The following is an 18,346-nucleotide window of genomic DNA, read 5'->3' on the forward strand; positions in this document are numbered from 1 at the left end:
AGGCCGGCTCCGCACGGGCGGTGCCGGCTTTCTCCATCAGGATTGCTCATGCTGGAAGTCCAGGCCATCTCGAAACGCTACGGCGAAACGATTGCGCTGGCCAATGCCTCAATCGCATTCCGCGCCGGCACGATCCACACCATCCTGGGCGAGAATGGTTCGGGCAAGAGCACGCTGGTCAAGCTGCTGTCGGGGATCGTCCAGCCGGACAGCGGCGCGATCCTGCTCGACGGAGCGCCCTTTACCGGCCTCTCGCCGGCGGCGTTCCAGGGCGCCGGGTTCGCCACCGTGTTCCAGGAAGTGCTGATCGCGCCTGACCGTTCGGTGACGGACAACATCCTGCTCGGCCTCGACGGCTTGCTGACGCGCACCGTGCCGCGTGCCGAGCGGCGGCAACGCGCGCAAGCGGTGCTGAAGCGCTTCGCGGTGACCGAGATCCCGCTCGACCAGTTGGCCGGGCAATTGCCGCTTGCGGTTCAGCAATTGGTAGTGCTCGCCCGCGCCGTGGTGCGCAGCCCGCGCATTCTCATCCTTGACGAGGCTACGGCGGCGCTCGACTTTGCCGATCGCGAGGCGGTCTTCGCCATGATGCGCAAGCTTGCCTCCGAAGGCTGCCTGATCCTGTTCATCACCCATCGCATGGACGAGGTGATGTCGCTTTCGGACCGGATTTCCGTGCTGCGCGGCGGCAGCGTGGTGACGACTGAGGAACGCGGCACGTCCTCCGCATCCGAACTTCTCAGAGCGATGGCGCCACGCACGGCGGCGGAGCTGGCGCATGGCTGATCGCGCCAGCCTTTCGGTGCGTGGCCTGGTGATCGCGCCGGGCGCAAGCCCCATGACGCAAACCATCGCGCCTGGCGAGATCGTCGGCCTTGCCGGCCTCGACGGCCACGGACAGGAGCGGTTCCTGAAAGTGCTGGCCGGCCTGGAACGCCCGGCCGGCGGCGAGGTGACCGTCGAGGCGCCAACCGGAGCACGCGCGATCACCAATTTCCGCAAGGCGGTCGCCGGCGGCATCGCCTATTTGCCGCGCGACCGGCGCACCACCGGCATTTTTCCGACCCAATCGGTGCTCGACAATTTTGCCGTCTCGACGCTGTCGCGCGACACGCGGTACGGCCTGCTCAGCTTCGCCGCGCGGCGGCAGCGCTATGAACGCTATCGGGACAGACTGTCGATCATCGCGCCACGGCCGGACGCCCCGATCACCACGCTTTCCGGCGGCAATCAGCAGAAGGTGCTGCTGGCCCGCGCATTGGCGCTGGAACCGGCAATCCTGCTCCTCAACGATCCGACGCGCGGTGTCGACGTGGCGACGCGCCATATCCTCTACGATGTGTTCCGCAGGCTTGCGGCGGACGGCATGGCTCTGGTCATCCTGTCGAGCGAGATCGAGGAGATCCTGCTGCTTTGCCATCGCGTGCTGGTGTTCCGCGAACAGCAGGTGGCGGCTGAAATCACCGGAGACGCGATGAAAAGCGATACTGTGATCGCCGCCATGTTCGGGCGCGCAGCATGAGCGGGTTGCGGCGCATGGCGGCGCGATGGCGCGGCGCTGGCTTTGCGGCAGTGCTGCTGGCCATCCTGATCGCGGTCAACCTGCTGCTCAATCCGGCGCGCTTCCATCCTGCCGCCTGGGGCGCGCTGATCGGGCTCGCCGCGCCGCTGATCGGCGCAGCGCTCGCCTCGGCTCCGGTGATCCTCGCCGGGCGCGGCGGCATCGACATTTCCGTCGGACCATTGATGGGCTTCGTCAATGCGATGGTGATCCAGCTGCTGTTTCTCAGGCTTGGCATGTCATCGCCGCTGGTCATCGTGCCGGCAGCGCTGTTGATCGGCGCGATCGTCGGCGCCGCCAACGGCTTTCTGGCGACCATCGTCCGCATCCAGCCGATCGTCGCAACGCTCGGCACCTATCTGATCCTCACCGGCATGACGCTGACCATCCTGCCGGCGCCGATTGGCCCGGCGCCGGGCTGGCTGAAGGCAATGGCCGGACCCTGGTCGGCGCTGCCGCTGGCGCTGACTCCTGTTCTGGTGGCTGGTGCGGCAGACGCCTTATTACGACCAGCTGATGGCGGTGGGCAGCGACGACCGCGCCGCCTACACGGCCGGCATTCCGGTGACGAAAGTACGTTTCATCGCCTATGTCATGACCGGCATACTTGCCGCCTGTGCCGGCCTCATGCTGACCGCCCTGATCGGTTCGGCCGACCCTAATATCGGGCCAACCTACACGCTGATCGCGATTGCCGCGGTGGCGCTCGGCGGCGTCAGCCTTGCCGGCGGGCGCGGCGGGCTCGCCGGCGCCGCCATCGGCGCTGTCGACATCTTCCTGCTGCAGAGCGTGCTGACCGCCTTCAACGTCTCCACCTATGTGCTGCAGATCGCCTATGGCGCGATCCTGGTTGTGGCCGTCATCATGACGGCGCTGCAGGAGCGGCTCTCGGGACGGAAAGGCTGAGAAGCATGAGCCGGAACTGGTTCCAGTCCACCAATGCCCGCGTCGCCGGTGCCTTTGCCGTCGCTGTCGCCTTGCATCTCCTTGGCACCTTGCTCATCCCGGGCTACTCCCAGCCGTTCGCCATCCGGGCGCTGCTGGTGATCGCCTCGCTGCTGGCGGTGGCATCGATCGGCCAGACCCTCGTCGTAATCTTGGGCGGTATCGATCTGTCGATCCCCTTCATCATCGGCTTTGCCAATGTCGTTGCCGCACAGCTCTACGGCGTCGGCTGGAATTTTGCTCTTGTCTGCGCGGTCGTCAGCGCGCTCGCCTTACTGATCGGGGCGCTGAACGGCCTGATCTCGCGCGGGCTCGACATCCACCCGCTGATCGTCACGCTCGGCATCGGCATGATTGTGCAAGGCGCCGTCCTGTTGTGGACCGGTGGTTTTCCATCCGGATCGGCGCCGCAAGCGGTTTCCGCCTTCGTTTCGATCGGCGGTTCGGTCGGACCGCTGCCGGTGCCGGGGCTGGTGCCATGCGTACTGGTGCTGACCTTGCTGGTGGCGCTGGTGCTGGCGCGCACGCCATACGGCCGCCGTCTCTACGCCCTTGGCAGCAATCCAGGTGCTGCCCCGCTGGCGCTGATCGATCCGGTCCGCATGTGGACCGTGACCTATGCGGCAAGTGCCTTCTTCGCCGCCGCAGCCGGCGTGCTACTGCTCGGCTTCACCGGCTCTGCCTATGGCGATGTCGGCCAGCCCTATCTGTTCCAGACGATCGCGGCCGTGGTGGTCGGCGGCGCCGCCCTTGTCGGCGGCCGTGGCAGCTATTTCGGCACCATTGCCGGCGTGCTGGTGCTGACGGAGATCAACACGCTGCTGATCGGCCTCGGCTTCCGGCCCTCGACGGTGCAGGCGGCACTTGGCCTGGTCATCGTGCTCCTGGTTTCGCTCTACGGTCGCGAGCGGCACGTGTCGGCGACGATCTGAGGCCACCTATTCGTTTTAGCCGCATTTGTGCGACGCCCGATTCCACTTGGCTGCAAAATGCTCTACAAACTCCACAGCCGCTTGGCGTTGCCGGACAGCAGTTGCTGCCGTTCATCGGTGCTGGTGCCGGCAAGCAGCGCATGCGTTGCCGCAATCCAGGTCGCAAGCCCGCCGCCGAGTGTGCAGACCGGCCAGTCGCTGCCCCAGACGACGCGATCCCAGCCGAAGCATTTGATGGTGTGCTCGACATAGGAACGCAGCGTTTCGACAGTCCAGGATCCGGCATCCGCATAGGCGACCACACCGGAAATTTTGCCGACGACGTTCGGACGCCGCGCGATCTCCGCCATGTGCTCGCGCCAGGGGTGCTCGGCACCACCCTTGATGTCGGGCACGCCACAATGGTCGAGCACGAACTGCACATCTGGCGCGAGGTCGGCGAGTGCGATCGCCTTGGGGATCTGGTGCGGCAGAACGACGAGGTCGAAGGTCAGGCCGCTGCCGGCTAGCCGCTTGATGTTTTCGCGAAACAGCGCGCCTTCCGAAAGTTCATCCGGCACGACGTGCAGCACGCGGCGAAAGCCCTTGACGAAAGGATCGGCGCGCTGGCGCTCGAGATAGGCGGCAAAGCCCGGCTCTTCCGGACGGCAGGAGGCAATTGCCCCCCGCAGCAAGCTGGCCTTTTCCCGCGACAGCGCTTTGACACGGCCGGTTTCGGCCTCGATGTCGGCAGGATCGACATCGACCTCCATATGCAATGCGCCCTCGATGCCGGCGCGGCGGGCCTGGACTGCATATTCGTCGTAGGAGAAATCGCGGTTGAGTGCCGGCACGCCGGCCAGCCAGGGATAGCGCAGCGCGGACTGGTCGATCAGGTGCAGATGGGTGTCGAAGATCATGGTGGCGCGCTCCTCCTTGGCGACTTCGAGATCATCTCACGGAGAAAATCTTCATTCAAATAAGAATTCATCGCGATTGCTTGACGGTCGATCCCGCCAGTTGCGACAGCTTTTCGGTCGCTGCCAGCAGCAGCTCAATCGTCCTCGTAATGTCGGGCGCCTTGGGTGCGTTGACCAGGGTTATGTAGGGGATCGACAGTGCGGCGATCGCCTTGCCGTCCGAGCCGAGAACGGGTGTCGATAGGTTGAACACGCCTGCCGTCTGCATCGACGCCATCATCTCGTAGCCGCGTTCCCGGATCTGGTCGAGGCGGGCGAAGAATTCCGGCGATTGCGGTGGCTTGTCGGTGCTGCGCAGATGTTCTGAGATCATCATCTGCCGCTCTTCCGGCGGGCGGAACGCCAGCAACACATGGCCGGAGCCGGTATCGAACAGGCTGATATGCGAGCCGACGCGGATGGAGATGCCCCAGTAATCCGGCGCCTCCTGCTGTGCGATCACCACCGCGGAACCGCGGTCGAAGACGACGAGCTGATTTGCCTGCTGTGTGGTTTCGGCCAGTTCGCGCATCAGCGGCGTCGCATAGGAAACCAGCCGGCGCACCGGCGCGTGCAGCTGCGCCAGGCCAAACAGCTTGAGCGTCAGCGAATAACGGTCGCCATCCGGCCGCGTGACGTAGCCGCGCCGCACCAGCCGGTCCAGCATGCGGTAGAACTCGTTCGGACTGCGGTCGAGCTTCTTGGCGATTTCCGCCTGCGTCAGGCCGCCATCGACACCGGCCAGCAACTCGAGGATGTCGAGCCCCTTGTCCAGCGCCGGGGCTCGATAGCGGTCGTCTTCCTCGTCCTCTGCCATTCCGCTTCTCCAGTGAATTGCACTTTTCATATACGCATAACGGTATTGTTTCCGAAAGAACTTTCGGCTTGACGATCCTGTAAATGTTTTGTTTGTATATGAATGAAGCTGCCGATCCGCCCTCACTATGGATCGACGCGGACTCTTGGGAGGATACCGATGACGAAACTGTTTTGCGGCCTGTCGGCCGGCGTAACGCTGCTCGCACTGGGTGCGAGTGCCCTTGCTGCCGACCTGCCCGGCAAATTCGACGGCGTCACCATCGACGCCAAGCTGATCGGCGGCCAGCAATATGAAGGGCTGTACGCGCGCATCGGCGAATGGGAAAAACTGACCGGCGCCAAGGTCAACGTGATCTCGAAGAAAAACCACTTCGAGCTCGACAAGGAAATCAAGTCGGACATCGCCTCCGGCAGCATCAACTGGTGCGTTGGGTCGAACCACTCGTCCTTCGCGCCGCAATATCCTGATATCTACACCGATCTCAACAAGCTGCTGCCGAAGGAGGAGATCGACGCCTTCGTGCCGTCGACGATCAAGGCCTCGACGCTCGACGACAAGCTGGTGATGCTGCCGCGCGCGCAGTTCGACGTCTCGGCGCTCTACTACCAGAAGAGCCTCTACCAGGACGAAGCCAAGAAGGCCGCCTACAAGGCCAAGTACGGCAAGGAACTGACACCGCCCGACACCTGGGACGAGGTCGCTCAGCAGGCGGAATTCTTCGCCAGCCCGCCCGATTTCTACGGTACCCAGTTCGCCGGCAAGGAAGAGGCGATCAACGGCCGCTTTTACGAGATGCTCATCGCCGACGGCGGCGAATACCTCGACAAGGATGGCAAGCCGGCCTTCAACTCGGAAGCCGGCGTGCACGCGCTCGACTGGTTCGTCAATCTCTACAAGGCCAAGGCGGTGCCGGCCGGCACCACCAACTATCTGTGGGACGATCTCGGCCAGGGCTTTGCCTCCGGCACCGTCGCCATCAACCTCGACTGGCCGGGCTGGGCAGGCTTCTTCAACGATCCGAAGTCGTCGAAGGTCGCCGGCAATGTCGGCGTGAAGGTGGCGCCGAAGGGATCGGCCGGCATTCGCACCGGCTGGTCGGGGCACCACGGATTTTCGGTCACCGAAAACTGCGCCAGCAAGGAAGCCGCGGCATCGCTGGTCTGGTTCCTGACCAATGAGGACAGCCAGAAGCTCGAGGCGGCAAGCGGCCCACTGCCGACCCGCACGGCAGTGTGGGACTGGGACATCCAGCAGGCGGCCAATGATCCTTACAAGAAGGAAGTGTTGGCGGCTTTCCAGGAAGAGGCAAAGCACGCTTTTGCCGTGCCGCAGACACCTGAATGGATCGAAATCTCCAACGCCGTCTATCCCGAATTGCAGGCCGCCATCCTTGGGGACAAGACCTCCAAGCAGGCGCTGGACGACGCTGCCGCCAAGGCCACGCAAATCCTCGAGGACGCCGGCAAGCTTTGACCATTCTCCCAAGGGGGCGCCGCGCTCATCGAAGAGCGGCGTCCCCGAACTTTTTACGAACCATGCGCAACACGCTTTGTCTTGATCCCAGCTCGCCGATGGCGGCCTTCGGCGTCCGGGCACCAAACAGAACCGGATCGCCATGAAAGGCTGGAGACCTTCGCCGCCATTGCTGCTCCTGCTGCCGGCGGTGATCGTTCTGGCGGCGGTGGTGGTGGTGCCGCTGCTGCTTTCGCTCTATTCCAGCTTCACGCCGTTCCGGCTGACCAGGCCGGAGACGTTCTGGGTCTTCATCGGCGCGCGCAACTACGTCGCCATCCTGACCAGCCGCGCTTTCTGGGTCGCCTTTGCCCGCACCGTGGTGCTGCTGACGGTGGCGCTCAACCTGGAAATGCTGATCGGGCTCGGGCTGGCCCTGCTGGTGGAGAAAGCGTCGCGCGGCCAGCGGATCCTGCGCACCATCATGATGTTTCCGATGATGTTTTCGCCGATCCTCGTCGGCTTCCAGTTCAAATTCATGTTCAACGACAATATCGGCCTGGTGAACAACGCCCTGCAGGGGCTCGGCCTGACAGATCGCGCCATCCCGTGGCTGATCGACGGAAATCTCGCCTTCATCGCCATCCTGATCGCCGAGATCTGGTCGTCGACCTCGGTGTTCGCGATCCTGATCCTGGCCGGGCTGCTGGCGATGCCGCGCGAACCGGTCGAGGCGGCCCGCGTCGACGGCTGCACGCCGTGGCAGACATTCCGCTATGTCACCTGGCCGTTCATCATGCCGTTTGCCTTTATCGCCATGACCATCCGCTCACTCGACGTCGCGCGCGCCTATGACATCGTCAAGATCATGACCGACGGCGGCCCCGCCGGCCGCACTGAACTGGTCTGGACGCTGGTCGCCCGCACCGCCTATGGCGATGCCAGGATGGGAATGGCCAATGCCATGGCCTATTTCTCGATCCTGCTGTCGATCCTGTTCACAGTCTATTTCTACCGCAAGCTCGCCGCGGCGCGGACGCAGATCGCGGCGGAGTGGTGAGGATGGACCAGAACAGCCTGCATCGAGTCGGCAACAAAGCGCTCGGCATCGTTCACGGCATGGGACTGTTCCTGGCCATGCTGGTCATCTGCCTGCCCGGCATCTGGATCGTGCTGTCGTCGCTGCGGCCGACCGTCGAAATCATGGCCAAGCCGCCGGTGTGGATCCCGCAGCAACTCTCGCTCGACGCCTACATCGCCATGTTCAGCGGCGTCGGCCAGGGCGGCATTCCGGTGCTCGACTACTTCCGCAATTCGCTGATCATCTCGGTGACCTCGACGGTGATCGCCATCGTCATCGGCATGGCCGGCGGCTATGCCTTTGCGCGCTACCGCTTTCGCGCCAAGTCGGCGATGTTCCTCGGCCTGATGCTGACGCGCACGGTGCCCGGCATCGCGCTGTCGCTGCCGCTGTTCTTCGTCTTTGCGCGGCTCGGCATCATCGACACGCATTTCGGACTGATCCTGGTCTATGTCGCGCTCAACGTGCCGTTCACCGTCTGGCTGATCGACGGCTTTTTCCGCCAGGTGCCGAAAGACCTCGCCGAAGCCGCGCAAATCGACGGCTGCACGCGCTGGCAGGCCTTCTGGCAGGTCGAGTTTCCACTCGCCGGGCCCGGCATCGCCTCGGCCGGCATCTTTGCCTTCCTCACCTCCTGGAACGAGTTCGCGCTCGCCTCGCAGCTGACGCGCTCGATCAACTCCAAGACCCTGCCGGTCGGCCTGCTCGACTATACGGCCGAATTCACCATCGACTGGCGCGGCATGTGCGCGCTCGCCGTGGTCATGGTCATACCGGCGCTCACGCTTACCTTCATCGTCCAGAAACACCTCGTCGGCGGCCTCACTTCCGGCGCGGTGAAAGGCTGACATGGCAACAGTATCGCTCAAGAAACTCACCAAGAGCTACGGTCCGGTGGCGGTGGTGCACGGCATCGATCTCGAGGTCGCCGACCGCGAATTCATCGCGCTGGTCGGGCCGTCCGGTTGCGGCAAGTCGACAACCCTGCGCATGATCGCCGGCCTCGAGGCGATCAGCGACGGGATCATCGAGATCGGCGGCCGCATGGTCAACGACCTGCCGCCGCGCTCGCGCAACATCTCGATGGTGTTCCAGTCCTATGCGCTCTACCCGCATATGACCGTGCGCGAAAACCTCGGCTTCTCGCTCAAGATAGCCGGCGCCGCGAAAGAAGAAATGGACCGTCGCGTCGCCGAAGCGTCCGGCATTCTCGGCCTCGACCAATTGCTCGAGCGCCGGCCGTCGCAGCTGTCCGGCGGACAGCGCCAGCGCGTCGCCATGGGCCGCGCCATCGTGCGCGATCCCGACGTCTTCCTGTTCGACGAGCCGCTTTCCAATCTCGACGCCAAGCTTCGGACGCAGATGCGCACCGAGATCAAGAAGCTGCACGCCAAGGTCAAGTCGACAGTGATCTACGTCACCCACGACCAGGTCGAAGCGATGACATTGGCGGACCGTATCGTCATCATGCGTGACGGTTTCATCGAGCAGGTCGGCACACCCGACGAGGTCTTCCGCCGGCCGCAGACACGCTTCGTCGCGGGCTTCATCGGCTCGCCGCCGATGAATCTGCATGAGGCGGTTGTCGACGACGGACAGTTGCTGTTCGCCAGCGGCGAGAGGCTGCCTTTGCCCAGCCAGTTCAAGGCCAATATCGAGGCCGGCGACAAAGTCGTGTTCGGCCTCAGGCCCGACGACATCTATCCGACCGGGCATGGCATCAGCTCCGGCGAAGACGTCGACGTCCACCAGGTGGAGTTGCCGGTGACCGTCACCGAGCCGCTCGGCAACGAGACGCTGGTGTTTGCCGAATTCAACGGCAGCGACTGGGTATCGCGGATGCTCAATCCAAAGCCGCTGAAAGCCGGCGACCGGGTCAAGATGAGCCTGGACCTGTCGCAGGCCCATCTGTTTTCCGCCGAAACGGGCAGGACATTGCGAGGTTAAAACCATGGCAAAGATCGAGAAAATCGAACTGCGGATGGTCGACCTGATGCCGAAGGTCAAGCGCACCGATGCCATCCAGAGTTTTGTCAGCCAGGAAACACCGATCGTCACCATCACCGACGCGGACGGCGCGGTCGGCACCGGCTACAGCTATACGATCGGCACCGGCGGCTCCTCGGTGATGCGGCTGCTGGCCGACCACCTTGCGCCGCGGCTGATCGGCCGCGACGCCGACAGGATCGAGGCGATCTGGCACGAGCTGGAGTTCGCCACCCATGCCACGACGATCGGCGCGATCACGGCAATCGCGCTCGCGGCCATCGACACTGCCCTTTGGGACCTGCGGGCCAGGAAACAGAGGCTGCCGCTGTGGCAGCTGGCCGGCGGCGCCAAGGACCGCTGCCCGCTCTACACGACCGAAGGCGGTTGGCTGCATATCGAAACCGAGGCGCTGGTCGCGGATGCGCTGGCCGCCAAGGCCAAGGGGTTTCGCGGCTCGAAGGTCAAGATCGGCAAGCCGCACGGCTCCGAGGATCTTGCCCGGCTGACGGCGGTGCGCCGGGCGGTTGGAGACTCCTACGAGATCATGACCGACTGCAACCAGGGCTTTTCGGTCGACGAGGCGATCCGCCGGGCCGAGCGCTTGCGTGAACTCGATCTCGCCTGGATCGAGGAACCGTTGCCGGCCGACGACATAGACGGCCATATCCGCCTGTCGAATGCGACGTCGACGCCGATCGCCGTCGGCGAGTCGCTCTACTCGATCCGGCATTTCCGCGAATATATGCAGAAGGGCGCGTGCTCGATCGTGCAGGTCGATGTCGGCCGCATCGGCGGCATCACGCCGTGGCTGAAGGTGGCGCATGCAGCCGAGGCGTTCGACATACCGGTCTGCCCGCATTTCCTGATGGAACTGCATGTCAGCCTGACATGCGCCGTTCAGAACGGCAGATATGTCGAGTATATTCCCCAGCTCGACGAGCTGACCGGCAAGAAAATGCGTATCGAGGACGGGCACGCATTGGCGCCGGACGAGCCCGGCATCGGCATCGACTGGGACTGGGATGCGATCAAGGCGAAGAGCATCGCGGAATTCACCATGGCGATAGTGAAGTAGGAGGCGGACATGCAGCGAATGGGAATGGTGCTCGGCCTCAAGCCGGAGAAAGTCGCCGAGTATGTGCGGCTTCACGCTGCCGTGTGGCCGGACGTCCTCAAGATGATTTCCGCCTGCAACATCAAGAATTATTCGATTTATCTGAGGGAGCCGGAGCACCTTTTGTTCAGCACCTTCGAGTACCACGGCACCGACTATGCCGCCGACATGGCGAAGATGGCCGCCGATCCCACGACGCAGGAATGGTGGGCGCTCTGCATGCCATGCCAGGAGCCGCTGCCGACCCGCAAGGACGGCGAGTGGTGGGCGTCGATGGACGAAGTCTTCCATTATGACTGATGACATTTTCGATCCTGCCTCGCTTTCCCAGGCCTGGGCACAGCCGTCAAAGCCCAGGCCGATCGTGATTTTCGGCGCCGGCTCGATCGTCGGCGATGCGCATTTCCCGGCCTATGGGAAAGCCGGTTTTCCGGTTGCCGGGCTGTTCGACCCCGACCTGGCCAAGGCGGAAAAACTGGCGCAGAAATGGGGCGTCGCCGCTTACCGGTCGGTCGAGGAAGCTGCGTCAATCAAGGACGCCGTCTTCGATCTGGCGACGCCCCCGGCTCATCATGCCGGCGTGCTCAGGGCGTTGCCCGATGGTGCGGTGGCGCTGATCCAGAAGCCGATGGGCAGCAATCTCACCGAGGCGACCGAGATCCTCGAAATCTGCCGCGCCAAAGATCTGAAAGCGGCGGTGAATTTCCAGCTGCGCTTCGCGCCGATGATGCTGGCGCTCAGGGATGCGATCGCCAAGGGCTGGCTGGGCGAAGTGGTCGATTTCGACGCATGGCTTGCGCTGGCGACACCCTGGCAGCTCTGGGAATTCCTGTTGCGGGCGCCGCGCGTCGAGATCGCCATGCATTCGATCCATTATCTCGACCTGATCCGGCAATTGCTCGGCGACCCCAAGGGGGTTCACGCCAAGACACTCGGCCATCCCGGCCACAAGGTTGCGCAAACGCGCACCAGCGCGATCCTCGACTATGGCGACACGGTGCGCTGTGCACTGTCGATCAACCACGATCACAAATTCGGTCGAAAACACCAGGCCTGCGAATTCCGCATCTGCGGCACCGAAGGCGCCGCTTACCTCAAACTGGGCGTCAACCTCGACTATCCGCGCGGCGAGCCGGACATTCTCGAAATCTACCCCAAAGGCGGCACGGAATGGATTGCGGTTCCACTCGTCGGCGCATGGTTTCCGGACGCCTTTGCCGGCCGCATGGCCAATGTCCAGCGCTACGCGTCGGGCGAGGACGCCGAGCTTGTCAGTTCCGTCGAGGACGGCTGGAACACCATGGCGCTGGTCGAAGCCGCCTACCGATCGAGCGCGGCGCCGGCAACACCGATAGCGGCGAGGCCCTGACATGGAGCAGACAGTCTATTTCGAGGACTACCGGATCGGCTCGTCGCGCATGACCAGCGGGCGCACCATCACCGAGACCGACTTCGTCGTCCATGCCGGCCATACCGGTGATTTCTTTCCCCACCACATGGACGCCGAGTTCATGAAGACGACGCCGTTCGGGCAGCGCATCGCCCACGGCACGCTGGTGTTTTCGGTCGGCGTCGGGCTGACGGCCAGCGTCGTCAACCCGGTTGCCTTCTCCTATGGCTACGACCGGCTGCGCTTCATCAAGCCGGTGTTCATCGGCGATACGATCAGGACCCGCACCACCATCTCGGCTAGGGAAGACGACCCGAAGCGACCCGATTCAGGCCGGGTCGTCGAGCGCTGCGAGGTGATCAACCAGCATGGCGACGTGGTGCTGGTCGCTGATCACATCTACATCGTCGAGCGTCGCGACAAGCCGAGCAGAGCCTCGACAGATGACGCTGAAACCTAAAGACAAAAAACCGCCTTGCGGCGGGTCCTCGGTGAATCGTCACCATACGCAAATTAGTAGCATAGCTGCCGGCACAAAGCAAGAACAAAATGTGGCAAACCGGATAAATCGCGACAGGTTGCGCTGCCCCTTATCGCCCTGCGAACCCCGACTTGCAGGACTTGGGTTCCGCGGAGCAGGCGGATAGAGGTGGTGCCGACATCGGGAATTGGTCATATCCGGTTGACCGGATATACAGGCTTGCCGCCGCGCAGGACTGATGCGACATCGGCAAACACCTTGTTGCGAACCTCCGCGTAAGACTGGGTCGAGTAGTGCGCCGCGTGTGGACTGACCAGGACGGTGTCCAGCGCCAGCAGCGGATTGTCGGGCGAAGGCGGCTCCCGCTCGAACGTGTCGATGCCGGCGCCTGCCAGATGGCCGCGCCGGATCGCGTCCGCCAATGCAACCTCGTCGACCAGGCCGCCGCGGGCCACGTTGATGAGTATCGCCCCTTTCTTCATCCGCGACAGGGCTTGCGCCGACATGATGTTTCTGGTCTCCGGTGTCGCTGGAACGTGCAGCGAGACGATGTCGGCCCTGGCCAGCAACTCGTCGAAGCCGACCGGTTCGGCATCACCGGCCGCGATGCGCTCGGCCGGCATATGCGGATCGTAGGCGATGATGTGGTAGCCGAAGACCCGCGCCCGCTCGGCAGTCAGCCGCCCGATCTGGCCGAAGCCGATCAGGCCGAGGATCTGCCTGTCGGGCCGTGTGATGCCGGCGCCATCGGTCATTGCAACCCAGCGGCCGGCGCGCACCGCGCTGTCGAACTGCTTCAGCCTGCGCGTCAAGGCCAGGATCAGGGCCATGGCGTGGGTGCTGACTTCAACCAGATTGGCGTCCGGCACGTAGGTTACCTGAACACCGGCACGGCTGGCAGCCTCGACGTCGATCGAATCGAGCCCTACGCCGAACCGCCCGATGACCTTGAGCCTCTTCAGTTCCGCCAAAACGCGAGCCGTGATCGGCTCCCGCAATACCATCAATGCGTCGGCGTCGCGGCAGTGTTCGATCAGGGCATCTTCCGTGAGCAGCGTCTTTTCGACAAATTCGACGTTCAAGCCGTCGAGGTAGCGCAGCTGCTCCTCCTCGACTGACAGCACACCGTCGGTCTTGATGATCTTCATGGCAAACTCTTGCTATGAGGCGCTGCGCGCCGAGGCGACGCCGGCGGCAAGGCCGGCCCCGAGAAACATCGTGTCGCTGGCCAGCATGTAGAAGCTGATGCCGTGCCGCGACCATTTGCCGACATCATCCGCCGAAGGGCGAAAGATGCCGACGGCCTTGCGGGCCGTGCGCGCCGCGGCCGCGATCCTCATAATCGCTGCATTGAGCTTGTCCTGGCCGGCCGGCCCCATGGCGTCGATCGAAACCGACAGGTCGCCGGGACCGATGAAGATCACGTCGACGCCGTCGACCTCGACGATGTCGTCGATGTTGGCGAGCCCTTCGGCCGTCTCGACCTGGATGGCGACCGTCAGGACATCGTTGGCCGAGTTGAGGTAGTCCGGAATGCTGTAGCCATAACCGGCGGCGCGGCCCGGGCCGACACCGCGGGCGCCGACCGGCGGGTACCGGCAGGCCATGACCGCCACGCGCGCTTGCTCGGCCGTGGAGACGCGGGGTACCAGGACACCCGAGGCGCCGGCGTCGAGCGCGGCGGCCATCCACTCCGGCGTGTGGCCGGGAACGCGCACCATCGCGGGAACCTTGTGGACATCGGCGGCGCGGATCAGATCCTCGAGCCGTTCGCGGCCGATCTGCGAATGCTCCCAGTCGATGCACAGGAAATCGACCCCGCTGGCGGCGGCCACTTCGACCGCCACAGGGTGCGGGATGGCGCAGAAGGTGCCGATGAGGCGATCGAGAGAGATACATTTCTTGCGAAAGTCGTACATGAAATCTCCAGAAATTTTCGGCGTCGGCAAAAACCTGTTTGCCTATGTGGCCCTTGACGAAGGATGCACGGCTTCCGTCGACATCGGAAAATGCCCGCTGCCGCCTGAAAACGGCGGGAAGGTCTTGTAGTCGGCGCGCATCTCCAGCCGCGCCGGCGATTGCAGCGCGTGCGTCAATGCAGCGGGACTGTCGAACATGACGCGATTGCGCTGCATATGGTCGATCCGCGGCCAGGGCAGCGAACCGCACCAATCCAGTCGCGACAGAACCTCGATGTGGCGAATGCCGGGGAAGCCCCGCATCAATTGCGGATGATGCGTCACATAGTGGTAGAGCCAGGCATTCATGTCTTCGGCCGGCCCGGGATAGTGGACAAGATAGCTGCAGGGGAGCCCGGACGTCTTGACGCCAGCGTCGTCGACGGGAAACGGACGCACGCACATTGCCTGTTGCGTCGGCCTCGAACCGGCGATGCTCGACAGCATACCAGGTGCGGCAAGCGCCTGCAGATGGCCGGACGGCGCCAGCGCCGCCTCCATGTCCGCCAGTTCGTCGTAATAGAGCTGGAAGCCAAAGACCGGCGGTGGACCATCGTTGTTGAACATGTCCGTCGCCACTTCGGGCAAATAGATGTTGGCAAGCGCAAGGCCCGGCGTCGATGCAATCACACGCCGCACAGCGTCAACATCTTCGCCGGCGATGGCCAAATTTGCCTCGCGGTCATCATGGAAGAAAGCAAGATAGGCAAAGCGCATGTGGACACCTGCTGGATCGAGTTCGACTAGATCAAATTCGGAAGAAAGAGAGCGATCTGCGGAAAGAGGACAATCAGCAGGATCAGCAGAAGCGTCAGCGCGATGTAAGGCGCCGCAGCCATGGCAACGGTCTTGAGCGATGTGCCTTTCGGCGCAACGCCGATCATGATGAACAGCAGCAGACCAAACGGCGGCGTGGTGAAGCCGACCTCGTAGGCGAGCAGCAGGATCAGCCCGAACCATACCGGCTCGTAGCCGAATTGCTGGGCGATCGGCAGGAAGATCGGCAGCGTGATCAGCATCATCGAGACCTGATCCATGAACATGCCGAGCAGCAGGATGACGAGCACCATCATGAGCAGCATGGGATACGGTCCAAGATCGTAGCCGACGATGAACTGGATAAAGCCGTTGGAGGCGCCGGAGAAGGCGAATATCTGCGAGAACGTCGTCGAAGCCGAGATGATCAGGAAGGTCATGCCGGTGACCTTCATCGCATCGTCCAGCGACTTCCAGACAACCGACCAGCTGAACCGTCGGTAGACAAACAACAAGGCGAAGACGGCGGCACAGCCGAGTCCGGCCGATTCCGTCGGCGTCGCTATCCCAAGGATGATCGTGCCGACCACCATGAACACGATGACGCTCATCGGAATGATGTTGACGGCGACCGCCCTCACCTTCTCGGCCGCGGGAACGGCGGGTACCGGATAGTGCGGAGCGGCGTCCGGATCGATCTCTGTCTGCGCGAAGATCAGCGCCGCGTACATGACAACGAGCAGCAGTCCGGGCAAAGCCCCCGCTATGAGCAGCGCGCCGACGTCGATCTGGGCCAGCGAGCCGAGCAAGACGGCCAGCGAGGATGGCGGGATGATGACGGCAAGGCTTCCGGCGCCAAGCACCGGCCCGTAGGCCATATGCGGCTTGTAGCCCCGCTTCAGCATCTCGGGCACCATCAGCGAGCCCATCATGCCGGTATTGGCGAGGCTCGAGCCCGACAGCGCGGAAAAGATCGTGCCGGCGGCGAGGACGACATAGGCGAGGCGTCCGCGCAGATTGCCGATGCACAGGTCGAGCGCGTAGATGACCTTCTCGCCGAGGCCGGAGCGGAAGAACAGGCTGCCCATGACGAGAAACATCGGCAGCGGGGCAAGCGCGTAGGTCGAGACAGCGTCGGAGAAGTTGGCGACCATCTGCGTCACGCCGATCGAGCCGCCGAAGAACAGATACAGCCCGATCACATTGGTGACGAAGAACGCGAAGGCGACCGGCAGCCCAAGCCCCATCAACACCAGGATGGTGCCAACGAGCACGGCGAATGGAAACAGCCAGGCCACCGGTCAGAGGCCTTCCATTTCCAGCGGATCGAGCGTGTACAGCGTGTCACGGCCGAGCAGATATCTGAGCCATTCCAGCGCCGAGAGATAGAAGGCGAGCATGATGGGCAGAAAGACCAGCCATTTCGGCATATCGAAGCTGCGCGTTTCATATTCGCCGCCCGCAACGGCACTTGTCAGCGAAGACAGAGCGACGCTGCCGAGGTAGAGGCTGACGCCGATGCAGGCGAGATAGACCAGCTTTTCAAGCACCGCCCGTGCCCGCACCGGCAGCGCCTGGCGCAGGAACTCGACGAAGACATGGCCCTTGCTGTGGACCAGCCATGGCATCGGCAGAAATGCCGCGTAAAGCAGGCCGTATTCCGTCGCCGACACCGCCCAGGCAAGCGGCCTCAGGCCCAGATTGCGGACGCACACATCAGCAACCACCGCGACGATGATGAGGCCAAGCACCACTTTTGCCGCCGCCGCCAACGCAAGGCTCAGCTTCCCAATCGCTGCAAACAATCTGTCCATGCCCGACGACCCCCATGTCCACCTTCGTCCTCTTGGCCCAGCTTTGATGGAGGGCACGCAAGGCACCCTCGGCTCGGGCTACTGGAAGAATTTCTTCAACTGATCGATGTTGGTGGGATCGCGTTTGGCCATTCTCGCCCAGCTCGCCTGCGTGGCAGCCGCCAGGAATTTGTCGCGGCCGGCGCCGGTCAAGCTGATCACCTTCTGCCCGCCGTCAATCATCGCCTGTGCCTGTTTTTCGGACTGGGCAAGGTTGGCGTCATAGCTCGCGCGCTCGTATTCGACGGCCGTGTCGGCAAGCAGCTTCTGCGCTTCGGGCGACAGCGTGTCCCATTTGGCCTTGTTGATCGAGATCAGCACGTCGGTTTTGAAGAACTGCGGGTCGACACGGTATTTGGTGAATTTGTCCCAGCCGAACGACGCATAGCCAAACACGGTATACGCGTTGGCATTGACGACGCCGCGCTCGAGCGAGGTATAGACATCCCCCGGCGCCTGCACGATCACCGTTGCGCCCAAGGATTCAAGGAAATCGCGGTAGAGCGGCGACGAGCGGATTTTCAGGCTGCCCCAGTCGATGCTGCCTTCGCTGTTGAGCTTGGGTTCGTCGACGGTGAAGACGTTGAAGCCCGAGCCCGCGTCGACATGCGCCAGCAGGTGGGCATTGGCCTTCTTCTCGAAAATTCCGCTGATGAAATCCCAGCCGCCATTGTCGCGGACCTCCCACGGCGTCTTCGTCGATGCGGAGAAAACCTCGCCTTCGGGCACGAGTTCGAGGAACTGCCCTGCCGGTGTGTCGATCACATCGATCAGGCCGCTCCTGAGCGCCGCGCCCTGCTGGATCGGCGGAATGACCTCCGGCCCGCCACGGACGTTGATCTGGACCACGCCCTTGCCCTTTTCGTTCACCTTCTGAACGAACTTCAGGAAGCTCTGCGCGTAGCCGTTCTGCGTCGGCGTAAAATGCACGGCGTTGAGGACGACCTCTTCGGCCGCGGCGCTACCCGCCACACCCGACATGAGTGCAGCCAGAACAAGGGATTTCCAAATGCGCATTGCCATACTCCCTTTGATAGTTCGTCCATGATCGGGTTCGATCTAAAATTGCAATCGCC

General features: G+C 63.3%; 20 protein-coding genes and 1 pseudogene. 13 read left to right on the forward strand and 8 right to left on the reverse strand.

Features of this window, described 5'->3' with window-relative positions; translation table 11 throughout:
- The first annotated feature begins 48 nt into the window (after positions 1–48).
- From NKH59_RS02390 to NKH59_RS02410, 5 genes and pseudogenes are all read left to right on the forward strand, one after another.
- On the forward strand, positions 49–786 hold the full coding sequence (locus tag NKH59_RS02390) for an ATP-binding cassette domain-containing protein (RefSeq protein WP_352502963.1): 738 nt from the start codon (positions 49–51) through the stop codon (positions 784–786).
- Positions 779–1,522, forward strand: coding sequence for an ATP-binding cassette domain-containing protein (locus NKH59_RS02395; RefSeq protein WP_352502962.1), 744 nt, complete (start codon positions 779–781; stop codon positions 1,520–1,522). Before NKH59_RS02390 ends, NKH59_RS02395 begins: the two co-directional genes overlap by 8 nt.
- A 242-nt stretch (positions 1,523–1,764) precedes the next feature.
- Positions 1,765–1,893, forward strand: a pseudogene (locus NKH59_RS02400) (ABC transporter permease); the annotation flags it as partial.
- A gap of 184 nt (positions 1,894–2,077) precedes the next feature.
- Positions 2,078–2,467: an ABC transporter permease gene (locus NKH59_RS02405; protein ID WP_353020770.1), complete on the forward strand. Its 390-nt coding sequence runs from the start codon at positions 2,078–2,080 to the stop codon at positions 2,465–2,467.
- A gap of 5 nt (positions 2,468–2,472) precedes the next feature.
- Positions 2,473–3,438: an ABC transporter permease gene (locus NKH59_RS02410; protein WP_352502960.1), complete on the forward strand. Its 966-nt coding sequence runs from the start codon at positions 2,473–2,475 to the stop codon at positions 3,436–3,438.
- Positions 3,439–3,500: 62 nt separating this feature from the next.
- Here the strand turns inward: NKH59_RS02410 and NKH59_RS02415 are convergent, their stop codons facing one another.
- Together NKH59_RS02415 and NKH59_RS02420 are read right to left on the reverse strand one after the other, a co-directional pair.
- Positions 3,501–4,337, reverse strand: a complete 837-nt coding sequence (locus NKH59_RS02415) for an amidohydrolase family protein (RefSeq protein WP_352502211.1) — start codon at positions 4,335–4,337, stop codon at positions 3,501–3,503.
- 67 nt (positions 4,338–4,404) lie between these two features.
- Positions 4,405–5,193, reverse strand: coding sequence for an IclR family transcriptional regulator (locus NKH59_RS02420; RefSeq protein ID WP_352502210.1), 789 nt, complete (start codon positions 5,191–5,193; stop codon positions 4,405–4,407).
- Positions 5,194–5,352: 159 nt separating this feature from the next.
- Here NKH59_RS02420 and NKH59_RS02425 point away from each other — a divergent pair, with 159 nt between their 5' ends.
- From NKH59_RS02425 to NKH59_RS02460, 8 genes are all read left to right on the forward strand, one after another.
- Positions 5,353–6,669, forward strand: coding sequence for a type 2 periplasmic-binding domain-containing protein (locus NKH59_RS02425; protein ID WP_352502209.1), 1,317 nt, complete (start codon positions 5,353–5,355; stop codon positions 6,667–6,669).
- 142 nt (positions 6,670–6,811) lie between these two features.
- Positions 6,812–7,708, forward strand: a complete 897-nt coding sequence (locus tag NKH59_RS02430) for a carbohydrate ABC transporter permease (protein WP_352451568.1) — start codon at positions 6,812–6,814, stop codon at positions 7,706–7,708.
- Positions 7,709–7,710: 2 nt separating this feature from the next.
- Positions 7,711–8,577 carry a carbohydrate ABC transporter permease gene (locus NKH59_RS02435; RefSeq protein ID WP_352502208.1) on the forward strand — a complete coding sequence of 289 codons (867 nt, stop codon included), beginning with the start codon at positions 7,711–7,713 and terminating at the stop codon, positions 8,575–8,577.
- Position 8,578: 1 nt separating this feature from the next.
- Positions 8,579–9,676, forward strand: a complete 1,098-nt coding sequence (locus tag NKH59_RS02440; protein ID WP_352502207.1) for an ABC transporter ATP-binding protein — start codon at positions 8,579–8,581, stop codon at positions 9,674–9,676.
- A 4-nt stretch (positions 9,677–9,680) separates the two neighbouring features.
- Positions 9,681–10,793 (forward strand): mandelate racemase/muconate lactonizing enzyme family protein, encoded by a 1,113-nt coding sequence (locus NKH59_RS02445; RefSeq protein WP_352849892.1) that lies wholly within the window; start codon positions 9,681–9,683, stop codon positions 10,791–10,793.
- Between the two features lie 9 nt (positions 10,794–10,802).
- Positions 10,803–11,132, forward strand: a complete 330-nt coding sequence (locus tag NKH59_RS02450; protein WP_352502205.1) for an L-rhamnose mutarotase — start codon at positions 10,803–10,805, stop codon at positions 11,130–11,132.
- The gene (locus NKH59_RS02455; protein WP_352830870.1) at positions 11,125–12,201 is read left to right on the forward strand and encodes a Gfo/Idh/MocA family protein; all 1,077 of its coding nucleotides are present in this window, start codon (positions 11,125–11,127) and stop codon (positions 12,199–12,201) included. The genes NKH59_RS02450 and NKH59_RS02455 overlap by 8 nt, the downstream gene beginning before the upstream one ends.
- Before the next feature lies 1 nt (position 12,202).
- A complete protein-coding gene (locus NKH59_RS02460; RefSeq protein ID WP_352502203.1) occupies positions 12,203–12,682 on the forward strand; it encodes a MaoC/PaaZ C-terminal domain-containing protein in 480 nt (159 codons plus the stop codon).
- A gap of 212 nt (positions 12,683–12,894) precedes the next feature.
- On the opposite strand, the gene NKH59_RS02465 is transcribed toward NKH59_RS02460, so the two are convergent.
- The 6 genes from NKH59_RS02465 to dctP all read right to left on the reverse strand — a co-directional run bounded on the left by NKH59_RS02465 (position 12,895) and on the right by dctP (position 18,287).
- Positions 12,895–13,851 carry a C-terminal binding protein gene (locus NKH59_RS02465; protein ID WP_352502202.1) on the reverse strand — a complete coding sequence of 319 codons (957 nt, stop codon included), beginning with the start codon at positions 13,849–13,851 and terminating at the stop codon, positions 12,895–12,897.
- A gap of 12 nt (positions 13,852–13,863) precedes the next feature.
- Positions 13,864–14,622: an HpcH/HpaI aldolase family protein gene (locus NKH59_RS02470; protein ID WP_352502201.1), complete on the reverse strand. Its 759-nt coding sequence runs from the start codon at positions 14,620–14,622 to the stop codon at positions 13,864–13,866.
- Positions 14,623–14,664: 42 nt separating this feature from the next.
- The gene (locus tag NKH59_RS02475; RefSeq protein WP_353020772.1) at positions 14,665–15,378 is read right to left on the reverse strand and encodes a hypothetical protein; all 714 of its coding nucleotides are present in this window, start codon (positions 15,376–15,378) and stop codon (positions 14,665–14,667) included.
- A 26-nt stretch (positions 15,379–15,404) separates the two neighbouring features.
- Positions 15,405–16,715 carry a TRAP transporter large permease gene (locus NKH59_RS02480; RefSeq protein WP_352502199.1) on the reverse strand — a complete coding sequence of 437 codons (1,311 nt, stop codon included), beginning with the start codon at positions 16,713–16,715 and terminating at the stop codon, positions 15,405–15,407.
- 3 nt (positions 16,716–16,718) lie between these two features.
- Positions 16,719–17,231, reverse strand: a complete 513-nt coding sequence (locus NKH59_RS02485) for a TRAP transporter small permease (RefSeq protein ID WP_352502198.1) — start codon at positions 17,229–17,231, stop codon at positions 16,719–16,721.
- Positions 17,232–17,309: 78 nt separating this feature from the next.
- Positions 17,310–18,287, reverse strand: coding sequence for a TRAP transporter substrate-binding protein DctP (gene dctP, locus NKH59_RS02490; protein ID WP_352472899.1), 978 nt, complete (start codon positions 18,285–18,287; stop codon positions 17,310–17,312).
- Positions 18,288–18,346: the final 59 nt, after the last annotated feature.

Source organism: Mesorhizobium sp. M0998 (assembly GCF_040318885.1).
Taxonomy (GTDB): Bacteria; Pseudomonadota; Alphaproteobacteria; order Rhizobiales; family Rhizobiaceae; genus Mesorhizobium.

Coding starts and splice junctions, on each gene's coding strand:
- NKH59_RS02410 (WP_352502960.1), top strand. CDS start 2,473: ATGAGCCGGAACTGGTTCCAGTCCACCAATGCCCGCGTCGCCGGTGCC.
- NKH59_RS02405 (WP_353020770.1), top strand. CDS start 2,078: ATGGCGGTGGGCAGCGACGACCGCGCCGCCTACACGGCCGGCATTCCG.
- NKH59_RS02425 (WP_352502209.1), top strand. CDS start 5,353: ATGACGAAACTGTTTTGCGGCCTGTCGGCCGGCGTAACGCTGCTCGCA.
- NKH59_RS02390 (WP_352502963.1), top strand. CDS start 49: ATGCTGGAAGTCCAGGCCATCTCGAAACGCTACGGCGAAACGATTGCG.
- NKH59_RS02435 (WP_352502208.1), top strand. CDS start 7,711: ATGGACCAGAACAGCCTGCATCGAGTCGGCAACAAAGCGCTCGGCATC.
- NKH59_RS02395 (WP_352502962.1), top strand. CDS start 779: ATGGCTGATCGCGCCAGCCTTTCGGTGCGTGGCCTGGTGATCGCGCCG.
- NKH59_RS02465 (WP_352502202.1), bottom strand. CDS start 13,851: ATGAAGATCATCAAGACCGACGGTGTGCTGTCAGTCGAGGAGGAGCAG.
- NKH59_RS02475 (WP_353020772.1), bottom strand. CDS start 15,378: ATGCGCTTTGCCTATCTTGCTTTCTTCCATGATGACCGCGAGGCAAAT.
- NKH59_RS02415 (WP_352502211.1), bottom strand. CDS start 4,337: ATGATCTTCGACACCCATCTGCACCTGATCGACCAGTCCGCGCTGCGC.
- NKH59_RS02445 (WP_352849892.1), top strand. CDS start 9,681: ATGGCAAAGATCGAGAAAATCGAACTGCGGATGGTCGACCTGATGCCG.
- NKH59_RS02420 (WP_352502210.1), bottom strand. CDS start 5,193: ATGGCAGAGGACGAGGAAGACGACCGCTATCGAGCCCCGGCGCTGGAC.
- NKH59_RS02460 (WP_352502203.1), top strand. CDS start 12,203: ATGGAGCAGACAGTCTATTTCGAGGACTACCGGATCGGCTCGTCGCGC.
- NKH59_RS02430 (WP_352451568.1), top strand. CDS start 6,812: ATGAAAGGCTGGAGACCTTCGCCGCCATTGCTGCTCCTGCTGCCGGCG.
- NKH59_RS02440 (WP_352502207.1), top strand. CDS start 8,579: ATGGCAACAGTATCGCTCAAGAAACTCACCAAGAGCTACGGTCCGGTG.
- dctP (WP_352472899.1), bottom strand. CDS start 18,287: ATGCGCATTTGGAAATCCCTTGTTCTGGCTGCACTCATGTCGGGTGTG.
- NKH59_RS02470 (WP_352502201.1), bottom strand. CDS start 14,622: ATGTACGACTTTCGCAAGAAATGTATCTCTCTCGATCGCCTCATCGGC.
- NKH59_RS02455 (WP_352830870.1), top strand. CDS start 11,125: ATGACTGATGACATTTTCGATCCTGCCTCGCTTTCCCAGGCCTGGGCA.
- NKH59_RS02450 (WP_352502205.1), top strand. CDS start 10,803: ATGCAGCGAATGGGAATGGTGCTCGGCCTCAAGCCGGAGAAAGTCGCC.
- NKH59_RS02485 (WP_352502198.1), bottom strand. CDS start 17,231: ATGGACAGATTGTTTGCAGCGATTGGGAAGCTGAGCCTTGCGTTGGCG.